The 15,800-nt window shown below is 32.5% G+C and carries 14 protein-coding genes; 8 read left to right on the plus strand and 6 right to left on the minus strand.

The features are described 5' to 3' along the window. Positions 1 to 2: 2 nt before the first annotated feature. On the minus strand, positions 3 to 1,385 hold the full coding sequence (locus SJY43_RS05440) for a choice-of-anchor B family protein (protein WP_396602833.1): 1,383 nt from the start codon (positions 1,383 to 1,385) through the stop codon (positions 3 to 5). A gap of 83 nt (positions 1,386 to 1,468) precedes the next feature. On the opposite strand from SJY43_RS05440, the gene thiL reads away from it, so the two are divergent. Next, a complete protein-coding gene (thiL, locus tag SJY43_RS05445) occupies positions 1,469 to 2,515 on the plus strand; it encodes a thiamine-phosphate kinase (protein ID WP_396602834.1) in 1,047 nt (348 codons plus the stop codon). Here the strand turns inward: thiL and SJY43_RS05450 are convergent. From SJY43_RS05450 to SJY43_RS05460, 3 genes are all read right to left on the minus strand, one after another. Next, positions 2,505 to 2,777 carry a hypothetical protein gene (locus SJY43_RS05450; protein ID WP_396602835.1) on the minus strand — a complete coding sequence of 91 codons (273 nt, stop codon included), beginning with the start codon at positions 2,775 to 2,777 and terminating at the stop codon, positions 2,505 to 2,507. The genes thiL and SJY43_RS05450 overlap by 11 nt on opposite strands. A 73-nt stretch (positions 2,778 to 2,850) precedes the next feature. Continuing rightward, the gene (locus SJY43_RS05455) at positions 2,851 to 3,105 is read right to left on the minus strand and encodes a hypothetical protein (protein ID WP_396602836.1); all 255 of its coding nucleotides are present in this window, start codon (positions 3,103 to 3,105) and stop codon (positions 2,851 to 2,853) included. Positions 3,106 to 3,165: 60 nt separating this feature from the next. Continuing rightward, a complete protein-coding gene (locus SJY43_RS05460) occupies positions 3,166 to 3,942 on the minus strand; it encodes an alpha/beta fold hydrolase (RefSeq protein ID WP_396602837.1) in 777 nt (258 codons plus the stop codon). A 35-nt stretch (positions 3,943 to 3,977) separates the two neighbouring features. Here SJY43_RS05460 and brnQ point away from each other — a divergent pair, with 35 nt between their 5' ends. Then, positions 3,978 to 5,252 carry a branched-chain amino acid transport system II carrier protein gene (gene brnQ, locus SJY43_RS05465; RefSeq protein ID WP_396602838.1) on the plus strand — a complete coding sequence of 425 codons (1,275 nt, stop codon included), beginning with the start codon at positions 3,978 to 3,980 and terminating at the stop codon, positions 5,250 to 5,252. Here brnQ and SJY43_RS05470 read toward each other — a convergent pair whose 3' ends face one another. Further along, positions 5,253 to 5,909 carry a hypothetical protein gene (locus SJY43_RS05470; RefSeq protein WP_396602839.1) on the minus strand — a complete coding sequence of 219 codons (657 nt, stop codon included), beginning with the start codon at positions 5,907 to 5,909 and terminating at the stop codon, positions 5,253 to 5,255. Positions 5,910 to 6,129: 220 nt separating this feature from the next. Between SJY43_RS05470 and SJY43_RS05475 the strand changes: the two genes are divergently transcribed. Beyond that, positions 6,130 to 7,452 (plus strand): aspartate kinase, encoded by a 1,323-nt coding sequence (locus SJY43_RS05475; RefSeq protein ID WP_396602840.1) that lies wholly within the window; start codon positions 6,130 to 6,132, stop codon positions 7,450 to 7,452. Between the two features lie 59 nt (positions 7,453 to 7,511). On the opposite strand, the gene SJY43_RS05480 is transcribed toward SJY43_RS05475, so the two are convergent. Beyond that, positions 7,512 to 8,804: an aminopeptidase P N-terminal domain-containing protein gene (locus tag SJY43_RS05480; protein WP_396602841.1), complete on the minus strand. Its 1,293-nt coding sequence runs from the start codon at positions 8,802 to 8,804 to the stop codon at positions 7,512 to 7,514. Between the two features lie 116 nt (positions 8,805 to 8,920). On the opposite strand from SJY43_RS05480, the gene SJY43_RS05485 reads away from it, so the two are divergent. The 5 genes from SJY43_RS05485 to SJY43_RS05505 all read left to right on the plus strand — a co-directional run bounded on the left by SJY43_RS05485 (position 8,921) and on the right by SJY43_RS05505 (position 15,791). Then, positions 8,921 to 10,756, plus strand: a complete 1,836-nt coding sequence (locus tag SJY43_RS05485; RefSeq protein ID WP_396602842.1) for a T9SS type A sorting domain-containing protein — start codon at positions 8,921 to 8,923, stop codon at positions 10,754 to 10,756. A gap of 235 nt (positions 10,757 to 10,991) precedes the next feature. Next, the gene (locus tag SJY43_RS05490) at positions 10,992 to 11,852 is read left to right on the plus strand and encodes an IPT/TIG domain-containing protein (RefSeq protein WP_396602843.1); all 861 of its coding nucleotides are present in this window, start codon (positions 10,992 to 10,994) and stop codon (positions 11,850 to 11,852) included. Between the two features lie 93 nt (positions 11,853 to 11,945). Then, the gene (locus SJY43_RS05495; protein ID WP_396602844.1) at positions 11,946 to 12,800 is read left to right on the plus strand and encodes a T9SS type A sorting domain-containing protein; all 855 of its coding nucleotides are present in this window, start codon (positions 11,946 to 11,948) and stop codon (positions 12,798 to 12,800) included. Positions 12,801 to 13,092: 292 nt separating this feature from the next. Continuing rightward, positions 13,093 to 13,773: a succinate dehydrogenase cytochrome b subunit gene (locus SJY43_RS05500; protein ID WP_396602845.1), complete on the plus strand. Its 681-nt coding sequence runs from the start codon at positions 13,093 to 13,095 to the stop codon at positions 13,771 to 13,773. Between the two features lie 2 nt (positions 13,774 to 13,775). Further along, on the plus strand, positions 13,776 to 15,791 hold the full coding sequence (locus SJY43_RS05505) for a fumarate reductase/succinate dehydrogenase flavoprotein subunit (RefSeq protein WP_396602846.1): 2,016 nt from the start codon (positions 13,776 to 13,778) through the stop codon (positions 15,789 to 15,791). The last annotated feature ends 9 nt before the right edge of the window (positions 15,792 to 15,800 follow it).

Consider the following 15,800-nt stretch of genomic DNA (forward strand, 5'->3'; position numbering starts at 1 on the left):
TATTAAGTACCGCTTTTTCTAATAACGAATAAGCCTCTATCTATATCGCTTATTATTATATTTCCGCTAGAGAAATACGGGTAAATACTCCAAGCACCATTATATTCTGTACCATTATCGGTAGGGTAGGTGTCAAAAAAACCAACTTCTGTAAATGTGCTACTCCCTATTTCAGAAATATCTAGCATTCTTACACCAGCTCGGTAATTTGCAAAATAATAGGTGTTGTTTTCTACATAGCCATTATGGTCTATGGCTGCGCTTGTTCCAAAATAATTAAAATGAAAAGCGGGATTATCTAAATCGGTAAAATCAAAAACAATAGTTTTGGTGTTAATTCCAATATTACGCTCATCCAGTTCATCGCCTAAAATAAAATATTTCATATCTTTAGAAAACCAGCCTTGATGCGCATACTCTACATTACTGTAGCTAATAGTAGAAATAATTGTTGGGTTAGCTTTATCTGTAACATCTGCAATTACAACTTCATTCTCATTACTACCAATTAAAATTTCTTTACCTGAATAATCCGTATCCGGGCCATTATACGTTACAACTTGTGCATCATGAGAATAACCGCCTTCTAAAAATCCGCCTTCAGAAACGGGGTTTTTAGGGTTTTGAATATTTATAAATATTGGCCCACCAGCAAAAGTAGAATTCCTATTTGCTCCTACAATATATGCATAGCCACTAGCTTCATTAATTACAATATTGTGTGCTTTACCAAACTCAGTAAAATGAGTGTCTGCAGTAAAGGTTTCTGGAGGACTGGGTACGTTTCTTAAACGTGTTAAATCAAAAACTTGCATACCATGGTCGTCGTTACAAGTAGCGTCTCTTCCTAGACTACAATCGGCAACAATAAATGCATGGTCTTTATATACTTTAACATCGCGCCATGGGCTACTTGTTGTTGCGGTAGGAAGATTTCCTAAGTAAACCGGCTCATTAGGTTTTGTAATGTCTACAAAAGCAGTATTATGCGAAGTTGCCATTAAAGCATATTCTTTTCCTGTAGTAGAATCTGTCCACCCCCAACAATCATTACCAGCAGTAGCTCCAAATATGTCTATAGGTATATTTGCCATTAAATCGTAACCGTTACAAGGGTAAATATCAGCAAAACCACTTTCGCAAACTGCTAATGGTGCATTTGTGTCTACATAGTCGCTATCACACAAATTCCCAATACCATCTTGGTCGTCGTCATCTTGATTTGTATTTGCTATTGCCGGGCAGTTGTCTTCACTATCTTCAACGCCATCGTTATCTGTATCAACAATAGTAATCATTTCAACTGGTTCGTCATTACAAGATTGTATGCAGGAAATTAAAAAGCATACCAAAAAAGTAGTGTAAATAGGGCGCAAAAATTTCATGGAAAGATTTCTTATTATAACAAACTTAATTTAGTTTTAGTATAAAGATAGTAAAAACAAATATAGCTTCTTATTTTTGCAATATGATAGAAGATAAAAATCAACAGCGAACTCAATTAAGCGATCTAGGAGAATTTGGCTTAATTGATCATTTAACAAAGCAATTTAAAATAAAGCAAACCTCAACGGTAAAAGGTATTGGCGATGATTCAGCAGTTTTAAATTTTGATAATAAAAAGGTAGTTGTAACTACAGATTTACTTGTTGAAGGTGTGCATTTTGATTTAAGTTATGTGCCATTAAAGCATTTAGGGTACAAGGCGATTATGGTTAATTTGTCTGATGTGTATGCTATGAATGCTAAAGCAACTCAAGTAACTGTTTCTATTGCTGTGTCTAACAGGTTTCCTTTGGAAGCTTTGGAAGATTTGTATGCGGGTATTGAAACAGCAGCAAATATTTATAATGTAGATCTAATTGGTGGTGATACAACATCCTCAAACACGGGGTTGTTAATTTCTGTTACTGCAATTGGTGAAATTGAAAGTGATGATGTTGTGTATAGAAGTGGAGCTAAGCCAAATGATTTATTGGTGGTCTCTGGAGATTTGGGTGGCGCTTATATGGGACTTCAAGTTTTAGAACGTGAAAAAGAAGTTTATAAAGTAAACCCGAATAGTCAACCAGATTTAGATGGGTATTCATATATAATTGAAAGACAATTAAAGCCTGAAGCGAGACAAGATATTATTAAATTATTGAAGGATTTGGGTGTTAAACCTACGTCAATGATTGATGTTAGTGATGGTTTGTCTTCTGAAATTATCCATATCTGCAAACAAAGTAAAGTAGGTTGCGATTTATATGAAGAAAAAATTCCTTTAGATCCTCAAGTTATTTCAACTTGTGAAGAGTTTAATATTGATAGCACAACGGTTGCGCTAAACGGAGGTGAAGATTATGAATTACTTTTTACTATTTCGCAAGACGATTTTCCTAAAATAAAAGCTAATCCAAGTATATCTGTAATTGGATTTATTAAGGAGGAAAGAGAAGGTTTGCATTTAGTAACTCGAGCAGATACAAGAATTCCTATAAAAGCTCAAGGTTGGAAAAACTTTAATGACTAAAAACTAGTAAATTTGGTTCTGTTGTTTGTTCCAATTTATTAGATTTTTTCTTTTTGCTAATTCTCACTAAACGTTTGTGATGAATACGCTCAAGAACGTCATTTATTTCTTTGAATTTTGGGGTAAGTTCTGTTAAATTTCCGTTACTGTTTGTAGTAAGTTCTTTTTTGCAGTTTTTACACGTGTATTCCTGTACATGATAAGTAACTTGCCTAGTTACTTTGTAGTCATGCCCAAATACCATACAATGGATGTTTTTCATGTTGTTCGCTTATTAATAAATTTAGAGAGAAAGCTAAAAGTATTAAAATTCAATGTATTATGTTAACATGTAGTTAATAAATCGATGAAGCGATGGTTTTTTTCTTTAAACGTTCAGTTCTTGAGGTATGAATGCGTTCTAATATGTCATTAATCTCTCTAAACTTAGGGGTAAGTTCTATTAATTGTCCGTTACTGTTTGTTGTTAATTCCTTTTTACAATGTCTGCAAGTGTATTCTTTAACATGATAAGTTACCCGTTTAGTAACTTCGTAATCATGCCCAAAAATATTGCAATACAATTTTGGAATGGAAGTAGGTTTTTTCATGAGTATTCATTTGGTTCAGATAAAATTAAAATAAAAAACAAATAAATCGATAAAAAGTTCCTAATTTTCGATGAAATACACTATGTATTGTAGGAATAACTTTTCATTGTCAATATAACTCATGTGTCCGTCAGGAAATTTTACGATTTCTACGTTTGTTTCTTCTGTTTGAGCTATTAATTGTTTGTAATCTAAAACAGGGTCTTTTTTACTAACTATTAACATTTTTTTATAGTTAGCAGTATGGAAAAGATCTTTTCTGTTTTTTCTTATTTTCATTCCCTCTAGTGCTGCGATTATACCTTGAAGCGGTATTTCTTGAGCATCCTTTACAAGTGTTTTAATTTTTTCAAAATGAATAGTTCTATTCTCTGGGCTAAATAAATTACCAATAGCCATTCTAATAAATGTTTTATGGTTTTGCTTTACCGCTAAAATAGCACGATCTCTATTTTTCTTCTTTTCTAAATCGTCTGCATTAGCGGTAGAATTAATTAAGCAAAGTCCTTTTATTGATTCAGGACTTTTTTCTGCGAATGCAAGTGCAACATAACCACCCATAGAATGTCCAATAAAAATGGAAGATTTAATTTTTAAATGTTTTAATACAGCATCAACGGTTTGTGCCATTTGTTCCATGGTATGCACATAGCCCAAACAGCCAGTATTACCATGTCCTAATAAATCTATAGTAACCACTCTATTTTTTTGCGAAAGTGTTGTAATAAATGGGTTCCACATCGTAGCGTTTTCTAAAAAACCGTGGAGTAAAACCACGGCGATTCCTTTACCTTGGTCTTTATAAAAAATATTAATCCCTTTGTACTCTAAAATCATTTTTAATTTATCTTCGGCAAAGATAAAATCATACAATGAATAAAACTAAAGAAACATTTGTATTTGGGTTTGCTTTATTTGCTGGCTTTTTTGGAGCAGGGAATTTAGTCTTACCGCCATTATTAGGTTTCAATTCTGGTCCAGATTGGTGGCTAGTAACTCTTGGGTTTATAATATCTGCAACTATAATTCCTTTGCTAGCTATTTTTGCACATGCTAGATTACAGGGTACAATGTTTGATTTTGGCAAAAAAGTATCACCAATTTTTAGTTTAATCTTTTGTTTTTTTCTGTTTGCCATTACGATTGCTTTACCATGCCCCCGAACCGCTGCAGTTACTCATGAAATGGCAATTGCTCCGTTTTTTGGCACAAGTGCTTTACTAACTAGTGTAATATATTTTGTATTAGTATTCGTTTTTGTAATAAACCGAAATAAAGTATTAAGTATAATAGGTAAATATTTAACGCCTATAATTGTTTTAATACTATTGGCTATAATAGTTATAGGTGTTATTTCGCCAGTAACCAATATGAATCCATCGCGTTTTGAATTGCCATTAATTAGTGGTTTGTTAGAGGGGTATCAGACTTACGATGCTATGGCGGGAATTATTATGGGTGGTGTTGTGTTAGTATCTATAAATACTTCTAAAAATAAGTTGTCATTTTCTGAGAAAAAAATAATGGTTGCTAAATCTGGGTTAATTGCCATGTTTGGCTTGTTAATTATTTACGCAGGTTTAATAGCAGTTGGGGCTTTTTATGGTGGGCAATTTGAAGACAGTATATCTAGAACCGATTTACTCTCTGGAATAGCTGTAAAAACCTTAGGAGAAATTGGCTCGACGTTTTTAAGCATTTTAATAGCTGTAGCATGTTTTACTACAGCAATAGCTATTATTGTTAGTTTTGCAGATTTTTTTAAAGCCTATTTTAGCACCTTTAAAAACGCGTATTTATTAACGGCTATTTTTTGCTGTATTGTTGGAGTTGTAGTCGGACAAATGGACGTAAAATATATTATAGACATTGCATTGCCAGTCCTAATGTTTATTTATCCTATTTGTATAGCACTTATTTTATTAAATGTTATTCCAGAAAAATTGGCAACGGCACTTGTGTTTAAATGGGTTGTTTTTATAACTTTTATTTTTAGTATTCCAGATTTTTTAGGGTTTGTTATTCCTCCTGAAAATTTAGAACCTATTAAATCAATAATTCCTTTAGCAAATCAAAATTTAGGATGGGTTATACCTGCAATTATTACTTTTTTATTAGTGAATTTATTCGAAAAGAGTAAAAAATAATTAAGATTTAACTCTTTTAATAGCAGTAAATGCTTTGTCTACAAACTCGTCTTCAACTAAAATAGTAAATTCGTTTGTTGTTGAAAGGACTTCGTATAATACAATGCCTTCCCAAGCTAATCGTTTAAAAAAATGATAATACAAACCTGCTATTTTTGAGTTGTCTTGTGGAAGGTTTATGCTTATTGCAGAGAGATTTTCTTGTACAGCAATAAACGATTCGTTTTTAAGATGTTCATTTATAAAATCATTCAAGCTACTGGAAACCACAATGGTGCTTTCATGAATACCTCGAGTAAAAGCGTAAAATAATTTATCCTCTTTGTTAATGCGCTCTAAAATTTTGGCATGATTGTCAATTAAAGTTTTGGAATTTCTTACCGTAAAATCAGTAAGATTTGATCGCACCGTAATATCCCCAAGATTCTGGATAACCCGTTTCATTTTAATAGAATTACCTAAAGTAACAGGTGGGTTGTAGCGTCTTAAAGCCATCATAATAGCACCAGGTTTAACGTCTTTTTTTAGCATTTTGCTAATTGGTTCAACAAGTTCTATGGCGAGTGCACTAAAATTTATTATGTTTCTTGATAGTGCTTCTTCTAAATAAGGCTGTGTTATTAAAATATCTTCAACACAATTTGATACTGTTTTCATGTGCTTGGCTTTCTTAGATGTTAATTATTTAACAATCTGTGCAAAAATAACTTTTTTTTATCAAAAATATCCTTGTTAAGTAAATGAGTTATAGTTTTGTGTTATAAATTAGTGAAAATGAAACCGCTATGATTAAAAATAATCTTTAAAAGCAAAATGGCTTGATTGTTTTTTCTTATCGAGGTTATATCGAACAATTCTGTAAACTTAAAATAAACAGATGAAAGTATTAAAATTTGGAGGAACATCAGTAGGCTCTGTTAAAAATATGAGCAACGTTAAAGAAATAATTAACGACGGAGGTAAAAAAGTAGTTGTACTTTCTGCTATGTCTGGGACTACAAATCAATTAGTTGCCATTGCAAAAGATATTAGTAATGGCGAGTCAAACAATGCTATTGATAAGATTAATAGTTTACATGAATCTTATTTTAAAACGATTGATGAGCTTTTAAATGATTCGCTTTTAAATTCTGAAGTTAAAAATTACGTTTCTAGTATTTTTGAATTATTAGTTGAATGTACTGCTGAAAATTTCTCTGAAACCTTAGAAAATAAAATTTTAGCACAAGGTGAGCTACTTTCAACCTTTATGTTTAATAGTTATTTAAAGCAAGAAGGTGTAAGTGCAACCTTATTACCAGCTTTAGATTTTATGAGAATTGATGCGTTCAAAGAGCCAGATTCTGATTATATAGAAACACACTTTAAAAGTGTTTTAGAACAAGCAGAAGATTCTGAAATATATATAACACAAGGATTTATTTGTTTAGATGTTGATGGTGAAATTTCAAACCTTCAAAGAGGTGGAAGTGATTATACAGCAACCATTATTGGAGCAGCCATTAGGGCTGAAGAAGTTCAAATCTGGACAGATATTGATGGTATGCATAACAACGACCCTAGATATGTTGAAAACACGAAAGCTATTTCGAATTTATCTTTTGAAGAAGCAGCAGAGTTAGCTTACTTTGGGGCTAAAATATTACATCCACAAACCGTAACTCCAGTTAGAAAAGACAGTATTCCTGTTCGATTAAAAAACACTATGAAGCCTGATGCTCATGGAACTTTGATTTCAAGTAGTACGTCAGAAAATGGTATTAAAGCTATTGCGGCCAAAGATAATATTACAGCAATTAAAATTAAGTCTGCTAGAATGTTACAAGCACATGGTTTTTTGCAGAAAGTTTTTGAAATTTTTGCGACCAATGAAACGTCTATTGATATGATTACAACATCAGAAGTAGCTGTTTCGTTAACCATAGATGATGATAAAAACTTAGATACAATTTTGGCGGAGCTTGATAAAATAGCATCAATTGAAGTAGATAAAAACCAAAGTATTGTTTGCTTGGTTGGTCAGTCAGTAGTTAATCATCAAGAAACGTACAAGTTATTTAAAATATTACAAGATGTAAAAATTAGAATGATTTCTTATGGCGGAAGTAATAATAATATTTCCTTATTAATAGATTCTAAACATAAAATTGCAACGCTACAAAAACTAAACGATTATTTATTTGAATTAGTCACTCTATAAAATATAATATTAGTGTTGTAAGCAAAAGGGTCGTTTTATAAAACGACCCTTTTTAATTTTTATGAATTCATGATGTCTTCAATCTCTTCAACCTCAATAGGTATGTTTTTCATAAGGTTTATAGGGACTCCAGATTGTTGAATCACAACATCGTCTTCTAGTCTTATTCCAAAACTTTCATCAGGAATATAAATTCCTGGTTCAACAGTAAATACCATATTCGCTTGCATAGGTTCTGTTAAAATACCATAATCATGAGTATCTAACCCCATGTGGTGGCTGGTGCCATGCATAAAATACTTTTTATAAGCTGGCCATTCTGGGTTTTCGTTTTGTACATCGGCTTTATCTATTAAGCTTAAGTTTAACAATTCATGAGTCATAATTTTTCCAACTTCAACATGATAATCAGCCCAATCAGTTCCCGGAACAAGCATTTTTGTTGCTTCATTTTTAACGTGAAGTACGGCGTTGTAAACTGCTTTTTGTCTTTCAGAAAAGCGACCAGAAACGGGTACGCTTCGTGTCATATCGCTTGAGTAATTAGCATATTCTGCACCTACATCCATTAAAATTAAATCACCAGCATTACATTTCTGGTTGTTTTCTATATAGTGTAAAACATTGGCGTTATTGCCAGATGCAATAATAGGGGTGTAGGCAAACTTTTTAGAACGATGGCGCAAAAATTCATGAATAAATTCTGCTTCAATTTCAAATTCCCAAACACCAGGTTTAACAAAATCTAAAATTCTACGAAATCCTTTTTCGGTAATGTCACAAGCTTTTTGAATTAAATCAATTTCAGTAGGTTCTTTTATAGATCGTAATCGTTGAAGTATCGGGCTGCTTTTTGCTACCGAATGCGAAGGGTACTTATTTTTTAACCATTTAGTAAACCGATCTTCTCGTGTTTCTGTTTCAACATTTGCGCGGTAATGTTCGTTAGTGTTAATGTAAACGGTATCGCATTGGGTCATGATTTCAAACATGATTTTTTCCATGTCTTGAAGCCAATACACCGTTTTTATACCGCTAGTTTCAAATGCTTTTTCTTTGGTTAGTTTTTCTCCTTCCCAAATAGCAATATGTTCATTTGTTTCTTTTAAAAATAGTATTTCGCGGTGTTTTTCTTTTGGACAATCAGGGAAAAGTACAAGAATACTTTCTTCTTGGTCTACACCACTTAAATAAAAAATATCTCTGTGCTGCTCAAAGGGCATGGCGCTATCTGCACTTATTGGATATATGTCGTTAGAGTTAAATACGGCTAAACTATTTGGTATCATTTTTGCCATAAATTTTGCTCTGTTAGTTTCGAATAATGATTTGTCTATTGGCGAATATTTCATGTTATTTATAATTTAATTTTACGACTGATGTAAATGTATAAATAAAAAGTAGATTTATATTTGCTATATTTGATATTCCCTCAGCTATTTTATTCTAATTTTAATTAAAAAGAAGTATGAAAAAAATTACGTTAAAACCTTTACTTATTCTTTTAATATTTTTCGGCTGTAGTTTGTTAAATTTAAATGCGCAGGGATTAATTAAGGAGGTTTCGTTAGAGAAGCAAATTAAAAACTCAAGTTTACTTATCGAAGGGGAAGTTTTATCAAAAAAGTCATATTGGGATAAAGAAAACAAGAATATTTACACTTTAAATACCATACTTGTGCATAAAGTTTTTAAAGGAGATGTTTTAACAACAATAGACGTTGTTACTCCCGGAGGTGTTGTTGGCTTTAATGCAGAAATTGTTACCCCTAGTTTAAAATTAAATATAAATGATGTTGGTGTTTTTATACTTGAAAATAATAATATTGAAATAGGCCATGGGTCTAAAAAACAGTATAAACCGTATTCAAGTAGTTTAGGTTTTTATAAGTATAACCTTTATCGAGATATTGCAACCAATCTATTTAACAAAAAAGTGGGTATAACGTCGTCGTTTTACAAGCAGATTATGTCTTACACTAAAACAGATTTTGTTGATGTGACTAATTTTGATGTTGAAAAAAAGCTATCAGCAAATAAACAAAGCAAGACTAGTTTGGTACCAAGTGGAATTACGTTTTCGCCAACTACTGTTTCTGGAGGAACACAAGAGGTTTTAACCATTAGCGGTTCTGGTTTTGGTACTGTGAAGGGTAAAGTTGGTTTTTCTGATGCAGATGAAGGTGGCGGAGGTTTTTATGTTGATGCTTTAGATACACAAGTATTAACATGGACAGATACACAAATTACTGTTGAGGTGCCTTCAGGAGCGGGAACAGGTAAAATTAGAGTTACGGATAGCTCAAGTGATGCTGCTACTTCTAATGGTATTTTAACGGTTTCTTACTCAGAGACTAATCTTGTAACTAATCAAACTACTTCAGGAGCCAATGCCGGGTTGGATGTTGCTTATCCTGTTAGACATATAAATGATAATACATCCGGTGGGTATACATGGCAGATGTTCACAGGTTTTGATGCAAATACAAATGCAAAAGCTTCTTTTTTAAGAGCTTTTGAAACATGGCGATGTGAAACTGGTATTAATTGGGTAATTGGTGCCACAACAACTACTAATGAAATTGCAGACGATGGTGTTAATGTAATAAGATTTGATGTTGGAGATGAATTACCAGATAATGTCTTAGGCCGTTGTACTTCCCATTATTCAGGTTGTCTTGTAAATGGCGGATCCAGTATTGATTTTTTTGTAAGTGAAATGGATATTGTGTTTAATGATGATGTTGATAATACGGGTTCTGGTGCTGTTGAAACTTGGAATTTTGGTACTGGTACAACAGGTAATTCTGAATATGATTTTGAAAGTGTTGCACTTCATGAATTGGGTCATGGTCATCAATTATCTCATGTAATTGATTCGAATAATGATGTGATGCATTATAGTTTCTTTAATGGGCAGGATGAAAGAGTTTTAGGAGCAAATAATATTATTGCAGCTGGTAATGTGCAAAATAGAAGTACATCTAGTGTTGTATGTAGTGTCTTGGCTATGACTGATTACTCTGGGGCTTGCGGGTTAAATGTTGAAGAGTACGACCTTGAAAACAGTATTTCTATTTACCCAAACCCTGCAAATCAACAATTCTTTATTAAATTATCAACCGGTAATTTAGATAAAGTAGAAATATATGACGTTAGTGGAAGATTAATATCACAGTTAGATTTAACTACATCTTCATCAGGAACCATTCCTGTTAATATGGCAGGAGCATCTAAAGGAATGTATTTTGTTAATGTCCATTCGGGCGTAAACTATACAACTAAAAAGCTAATTATAGAATAGGTTCTTTAAAACCTGTTTATAAAAGCGGCATCAATACATTATGTGTTGATGCCGCTTTTTTATTTGCATACTTGTTTAAGTTAATATTTTGCCCTGTAATAAAAAGATTTCAAAGATTTGCATCTTATCGATTTTAACATTTCTCTATAGTCTATAACATAAAATCTCTACGTAAATAAAGTTATCACAATCATTCCCTCAGTATTGTAAGTTTTTAACTAAAAAAAATGAGAGAATGAGAAAACACAAACTAATTAGTTTATTATTATTTTTAATAATTTCTGAATCTATATGGGCTCAGTTAATGTTGAAAGAAGTACCGTTAAATCAGCAAATAGAAAAATCAAGTTTTGTTGTAGAAGGAAAAGTAATTTCGAAAACATCTTTTTGGGATATAAATCATGAAAAAATATATTCAGTTAATACTATTGAGGTGTATAAGGTGTTTAAGGGAGATCCTTCGTTAATTATAGAGGTCATAACACCGGGAGGTGTTGTAGATTCAGATGCTCAAATTGTTTATCCAAGTTTAAAGTTAAGTGTTAATGATGTTGGTGTTTTTACTTTGTTTGATAACCTAGTAGAATTGGAGTCTCAACCACAATCAAACATAAAACAATTTAAAGCTTATGGTTCGGTACAGGGATTTTATAAATATGATTTTCCTAAAAATATAGCTGTAAATCAGTTTACTTCAAAACAAGGAATTATTGAAGGAATATATAAAGAGATAAAGCGTCAAACAAAGACAGATTATATACAATTGTCTGATTTTGATGTAGAAAGTAAATTACTAATATCTAATAAGGTAGGTGGCTTACTGATAGAAGTTTCGAGTTTTTCTCCCACAACCTTGTCCTCAGGAACAAAATCTATTTTAACAATTAATGGTTCTAATTTTGGGACTATAAAAGGTAATGTAGGTTTTAGAAATGCAGATAATGGAGGAAAAAGCTTTATTTATGCGTTAGATGCTCAAGTGTTATCTTGGGAAGACACAAAAATTACTGTAGAAGTCCCATCTGAAGCTGGAACAGGAGAAATTAGAATTACACATAATGATGGAAGTAATTTTACTTCAAGTAATACGCTATAAATTAATTCTGCTCAAGCGAATATTATTAGTGATAATATTGCTTACCAAACACAACTTGTAAGTAATAATGGAAATGGCGGCTATACTTGGCAAATGACATCAAATTTTGCTCAAAATACCGAAGCCAAAAACACTTTTATTAGGGCTTTAAAAACATGGAGTTGTGAATCTCATATAAATTGGAGTCTCGATGAGTCAAGCATAGTGTCAGGTTCTAATGCTAAGTATAAATCTATTTCAGACGGTAAAAATGTTATAACGTTTGATAATAGTACAAGTCCAAATTCAGATGAGGATTTGCCAGATACAGTTTTAGGCCAAAGAACCAGCTATTACTCTAGATGTACAACTATAGTCGATAGAGTACCCGTTTTTGAATGGTATATAAAAGAATTTGACATTGTATTTGATGATGAAACAAATTGGAATTATTATACACAAAGCCCTAAAAGTACTGAGTATGATTTTGAGAGTGTAGCACTACACGAATTAGGGCATTGTAGGCAATTAGATCATATTATTGATACCAATAATGTAATGCATTATGCTATAGCAGAAGGAGAATCATTAAGAAATTTAGATGATTATAATTTGGTGCTTGCAAAAAACATACAAGATAACAGCACAAATACTCGAGTATGCAATCAATCCTTAATGACTAATTATTCTGGTAGTTGTTCTTTAGGGGTTAATGAGGATGAATTAAATGCTGGTGTAAAAATGTATCCAAATCCAACTAACGGTAGTCTCTTTATAAGTACTGATGGAACAAATAATTTAGAGAAAGTTGTTATTTATGATGTTAGTGGCCGGCTTATTTCTAAGCACAATATTAATAATACGAACCGCTTAAAATCTATTAATTTGAAAAACACTTCAAAAGGGATTTATTTTGTGAATATTCATTCAGATATTGCCGTTATAACTAAAAAACTTATTATCGATTAATATTCTATTAGCTAAAGAGTCAAAATAAAATAAAGAAGATCATTTAATTGGTCTTCTTTATTCTTTAATTATTCGTTTTTTATTTATTTGTGAAATGCTGTTAAGCCTATTAATTATAGTATTTAAACCATCTTTTAATAGTTCTTTGGAAGAATTCCATATGATTAAGAATTAACAATAATTTAATTTCTCTTTAAAATCATTCTAAATAATAAAAACATGACAATTGTTATTTGTCTAAGAGTCCGTCCATAACTACCTTTGTTAAAACCAAAAAAATAACTTCAAAAAAATGGGCGGATTTTTTAAATCTTCGATTGGAAGAAAAATTGCTATGGCACTTTCAGCATTCTTCCTAATGTTTTTCTTAATTATTCATTTAGCGGTAAACATCACTTCACTTTTTAGTGAAGAGGTTTTTAATGAATTATCCCATTTTATGGGAACAAATCCGTTAGTACAATTTGCACTACAACCGGTTTTAATTTTCGGTGTAGTATTCCACTTTATCATGGGATTTGTACTAGAGTTAAAAAATAAGAAAGCTAATGGTGTTAAATATGCCAAAAACAATGGTGCTGCAAATTCTACTTGGATGAGTAGAAATATGATTTATAGTGGCTTGGCAATATTAGCATTTATTGTACTTCACTTTATCGATTTCTGGATTCCAGAATTAAACACTAAATATGTAGTTGGCGACATGTCGGGATTGCATCATGGTGAATTTAGATATTTCAATGAATTAGTAGAGAAGTTTCATAGTCACATTAGAACTATAGCTTATGTTTTGGCATTCATTCTTTTAGGATTGCATTTAGCACATGGTTTTACTTCTGCTTTTCAATCTATGGGAGTAACCGCTGGTAGAAAGAAAACATTACAAAATATAGGGAAAGCCTATTCAATTATAATCCCATTAGGATTTATAATTATTGCACTTTATCATCACCTTAAATACGTATTATCATAGATATGGCAACATTAGATTCAAAAGTACCTAAGGGTCCAATTCAAGATAAATGGACAGATTATAAAAATCATATTAACCTTGTTAATCCTGCAAACAAACGTCATATCGACATTATTGTAGTAGGAACAGGTTTAGCTGGAGGTTCTGCTGCAGCAACATTAGCTGAGTTAGGATACAATGTAAAAGCATTTGCTTATCAAGATTCTCCAAGACGTGCACACTCTATTGCAGCACAAGGAGGTATTAATGCAGCTAAAAACTATCAAGGTGATGGTGATTCAACTTATAGATTGTTTTATGATACCGTAAAAGGAGGCGATTACCGTTCTCGTGAAGCTAACGTTTATCGTTTAGCTGAGGTTTCTTCTAATATAATTGACCAATGTGTTGCTCAAGGTGTTCCTTTTGCTCGTGATTATGGTGGGTTATTAGATAACCGTTCATTCGGTGGTGTATTAGTTTCTAGAACGTTTTATGCTAAAGGACAAACAGGGCAGCAACTATTATTAGGTGCATATTCTGCAATGAACCGTCAAATTGCTCGTGGTAAGATTGAAATGTTCAATCGTCACGAAATGCTTGATGTTGTAAAAGTAGATGGAAAAGCAAGAGGAATTATAGCTAGAAATTTAATAACTGGAGAAATTGAGCGTCATTCTGCACATGCCGTAGTTATCGCAACTGGTGGGTATGGAAATGTATATTTCCTTTCAACAAATGCTATGGGTAGTAATGTTACTGCTTCATGGAAAATTCATAAAAAGGGTGCGTTTTTTGCAAACCCTTGTTACACACAAATTCACCCAACATGTATTCCCCGTTCGGGAGATTATCAGTCTAAGTTAACCTTAATGTCTGAATCTTTAAGAAACGATGGGCGTATCTGGGTGCCTAAAAATTTAGAGGATGTAAAAGCAATTCGTGAAGGGCGTAAAAAACCAACGGATTTGTCTGAAGATGAAAGAGATTATTACTTAGAGCGTCGCTATCCAGCCTTTGGAAACTTAGTACCTCGTGATGTGGCATCTCGTGCTGCAAAAGAGCGTTGCGATGCTGGTTATGGGGTAAATGCTACAGGAGAAGCTGTGTATTTAGATTTTGCTGCTGCCTTTGAACGTTACGGAAAAGAGCAAGCTAAGATTCAAAATATATCAAATCCTTCAGAAGAGAAGATATACGAATTGGGTCGAGCTATAGTTGAGGCTAAATATGGAAACTTATTCCAAATGTATGAGAAGATTGTAGATCAAAATCCATACAAAACACCAATGATGATTTACCCAGCAGTACACTATACTATGGGAGGTGTTTGGGTTGACTATAACTTAATGACAACCGTTCCAGGGTTGTATTGTATAGGTGAGGCTAACTTCTCTGATCATGGTGCAAACAGACTTGGAGCTTCTGCTTTAATGCAAGGTTTAGCCGATGGGTATTTTGTTTTACCATATACGATTGGTGATTACTTAGCTGATGATATTCGAACAGGTGAAATATCGACGGATACCAAAGAGTTTGAAGAAGCTGAAAAAGAAGTAAAAGACAAAATAGAATTCTTTGTAAGTAATAAAGGAACTAAATCTGTAGATTACTTCCACAAGAAACTTGGTAAAGTGATGTGGGATAAATGTGGAATGTCTAGAAACGAAAAAGGATTGAAAGAAGCCATGGTTGAAATTAAAGCCATTCGCGAAGAATTCTGGAAAGATGTTTCAGTTCCTGGATCAGCAAATGAAATGAATCCAGAACTTGAAAAAGCTGGTCGTGTTGCCGATTTCTTAGAGTTAGGAGAATTGTTTGCTAAAGATGCGTTAACAAGAGCAGAATCTTGTGGAGGGCACTTTAGAGAAGAATCTGCTGAATTAGATGGGCCTCAAAAAGGAGAAGCAAAACGTAATGATAAAGACTTTGCTTTTGTTTCTGCTTGGGAATATAAAGGAGAACCTGCCGATGCAGAATTACATAAAGAAGAATTAGAATTTAAAGATATCGAACTTAAACAACGTTCATACAAATAAGAAAGACCT

The organism is Algibacter sp. R77976 (assembly GCF_044594645.1).
Lineage (GTDB): Bacteria > Bacteroidota > Bacteroidia > Flavobacteriales > Flavobacteriaceae > Algibacter_B.

What these genes read in the sequence shown, in the direction of transcription:
- SJY43_RS05470 (WP_396602839.1), bottom strand. Translation starts at nt 5,909, where the DNA reads ATGAAAACAGTATCAAATTGTGTTGAAGATATTTTAATAACACAGCCT.
- SJY43_RS05450 (WP_396602835.1), bottom strand. Translation starts at nt 2,777, where the DNA reads ATGAAAAACATCCATTGTATGGTATTTGGGCATGACTACAAAGTAACT.
- SJY43_RS05495 (WP_396602844.1), top strand. Translation starts at nt 11,946, where the DNA reads ATGACATCAAATTTTGCTCAAAATACCGAAGCCAAAAACACTTTTATT.
- SJY43_RS05490 (WP_396602843.1), top strand. Translation starts at nt 10,992, where the DNA reads ATGAGAAAACACAAACTAATTAGTTTATTATTATTTTTAATAATTTCT.
- brnQ (WP_396602838.1), top strand. Translation starts at nt 3,978, where the DNA reads ATGAATAAAACTAAAGAAACATTTGTATTTGGGTTTGCTTTATTTGCT.
- SJY43_RS05505 (WP_396602846.1), top strand. Translation starts at nt 13,776, where the DNA reads ATGGCAACATTAGATTCAAAAGTACCTAAGGGTCCAATTCAAGATAAA.
- SJY43_RS05480 (WP_396602841.1), bottom strand. Translation starts at nt 8,804, where the DNA reads ATGAAATATTCGCCAATAGACAAATCATTATTCGAAACTAACAGAGCA.
- SJY43_RS05460 (WP_396602837.1), bottom strand. Translation starts at nt 3,942, where the DNA reads ATGATTTTAGAGTACAAAGGGATTAATATTTTTTATAAAGACCAAGGT.
- SJY43_RS05485 (WP_396602842.1), top strand. Translation starts at nt 8,921, where the DNA reads ATGAAAAAAATTACGTTAAAACCTTTACTTATTCTTTTAATATTTTTC.
- SJY43_RS05475 (WP_396602840.1), top strand. Translation starts at nt 6,130, where the DNA reads ATGAAAGTATTAAAATTTGGAGGAACATCAGTAGGCTCTGTTAAAAAT.
- SJY43_RS05440 (WP_396602833.1), bottom strand. Translation starts at nt 1,385, where the DNA reads ATGAAATTTTTGCGCCCTATTTACACTACTTTTTTGGTATGCTTTTTA.
- thiL (WP_396602834.1), top strand. Translation starts at nt 1,469, where the DNA reads ATGATAGAAGATAAAAATCAACAGCGAACTCAATTAAGCGATCTAGGA.
- SJY43_RS05500 (WP_396602845.1), top strand. Translation starts at nt 13,093, where the DNA reads ATGGGCGGATTTTTTAAATCTTCGATTGGAAGAAAAATTGCTATGGCA.
- SJY43_RS05455 (WP_396602836.1), bottom strand. Translation starts at nt 3,105, where the DNA reads ATGAAAAAACCTACTTCCATTCCAAAATTGTATTGCAATATTTTTGGG.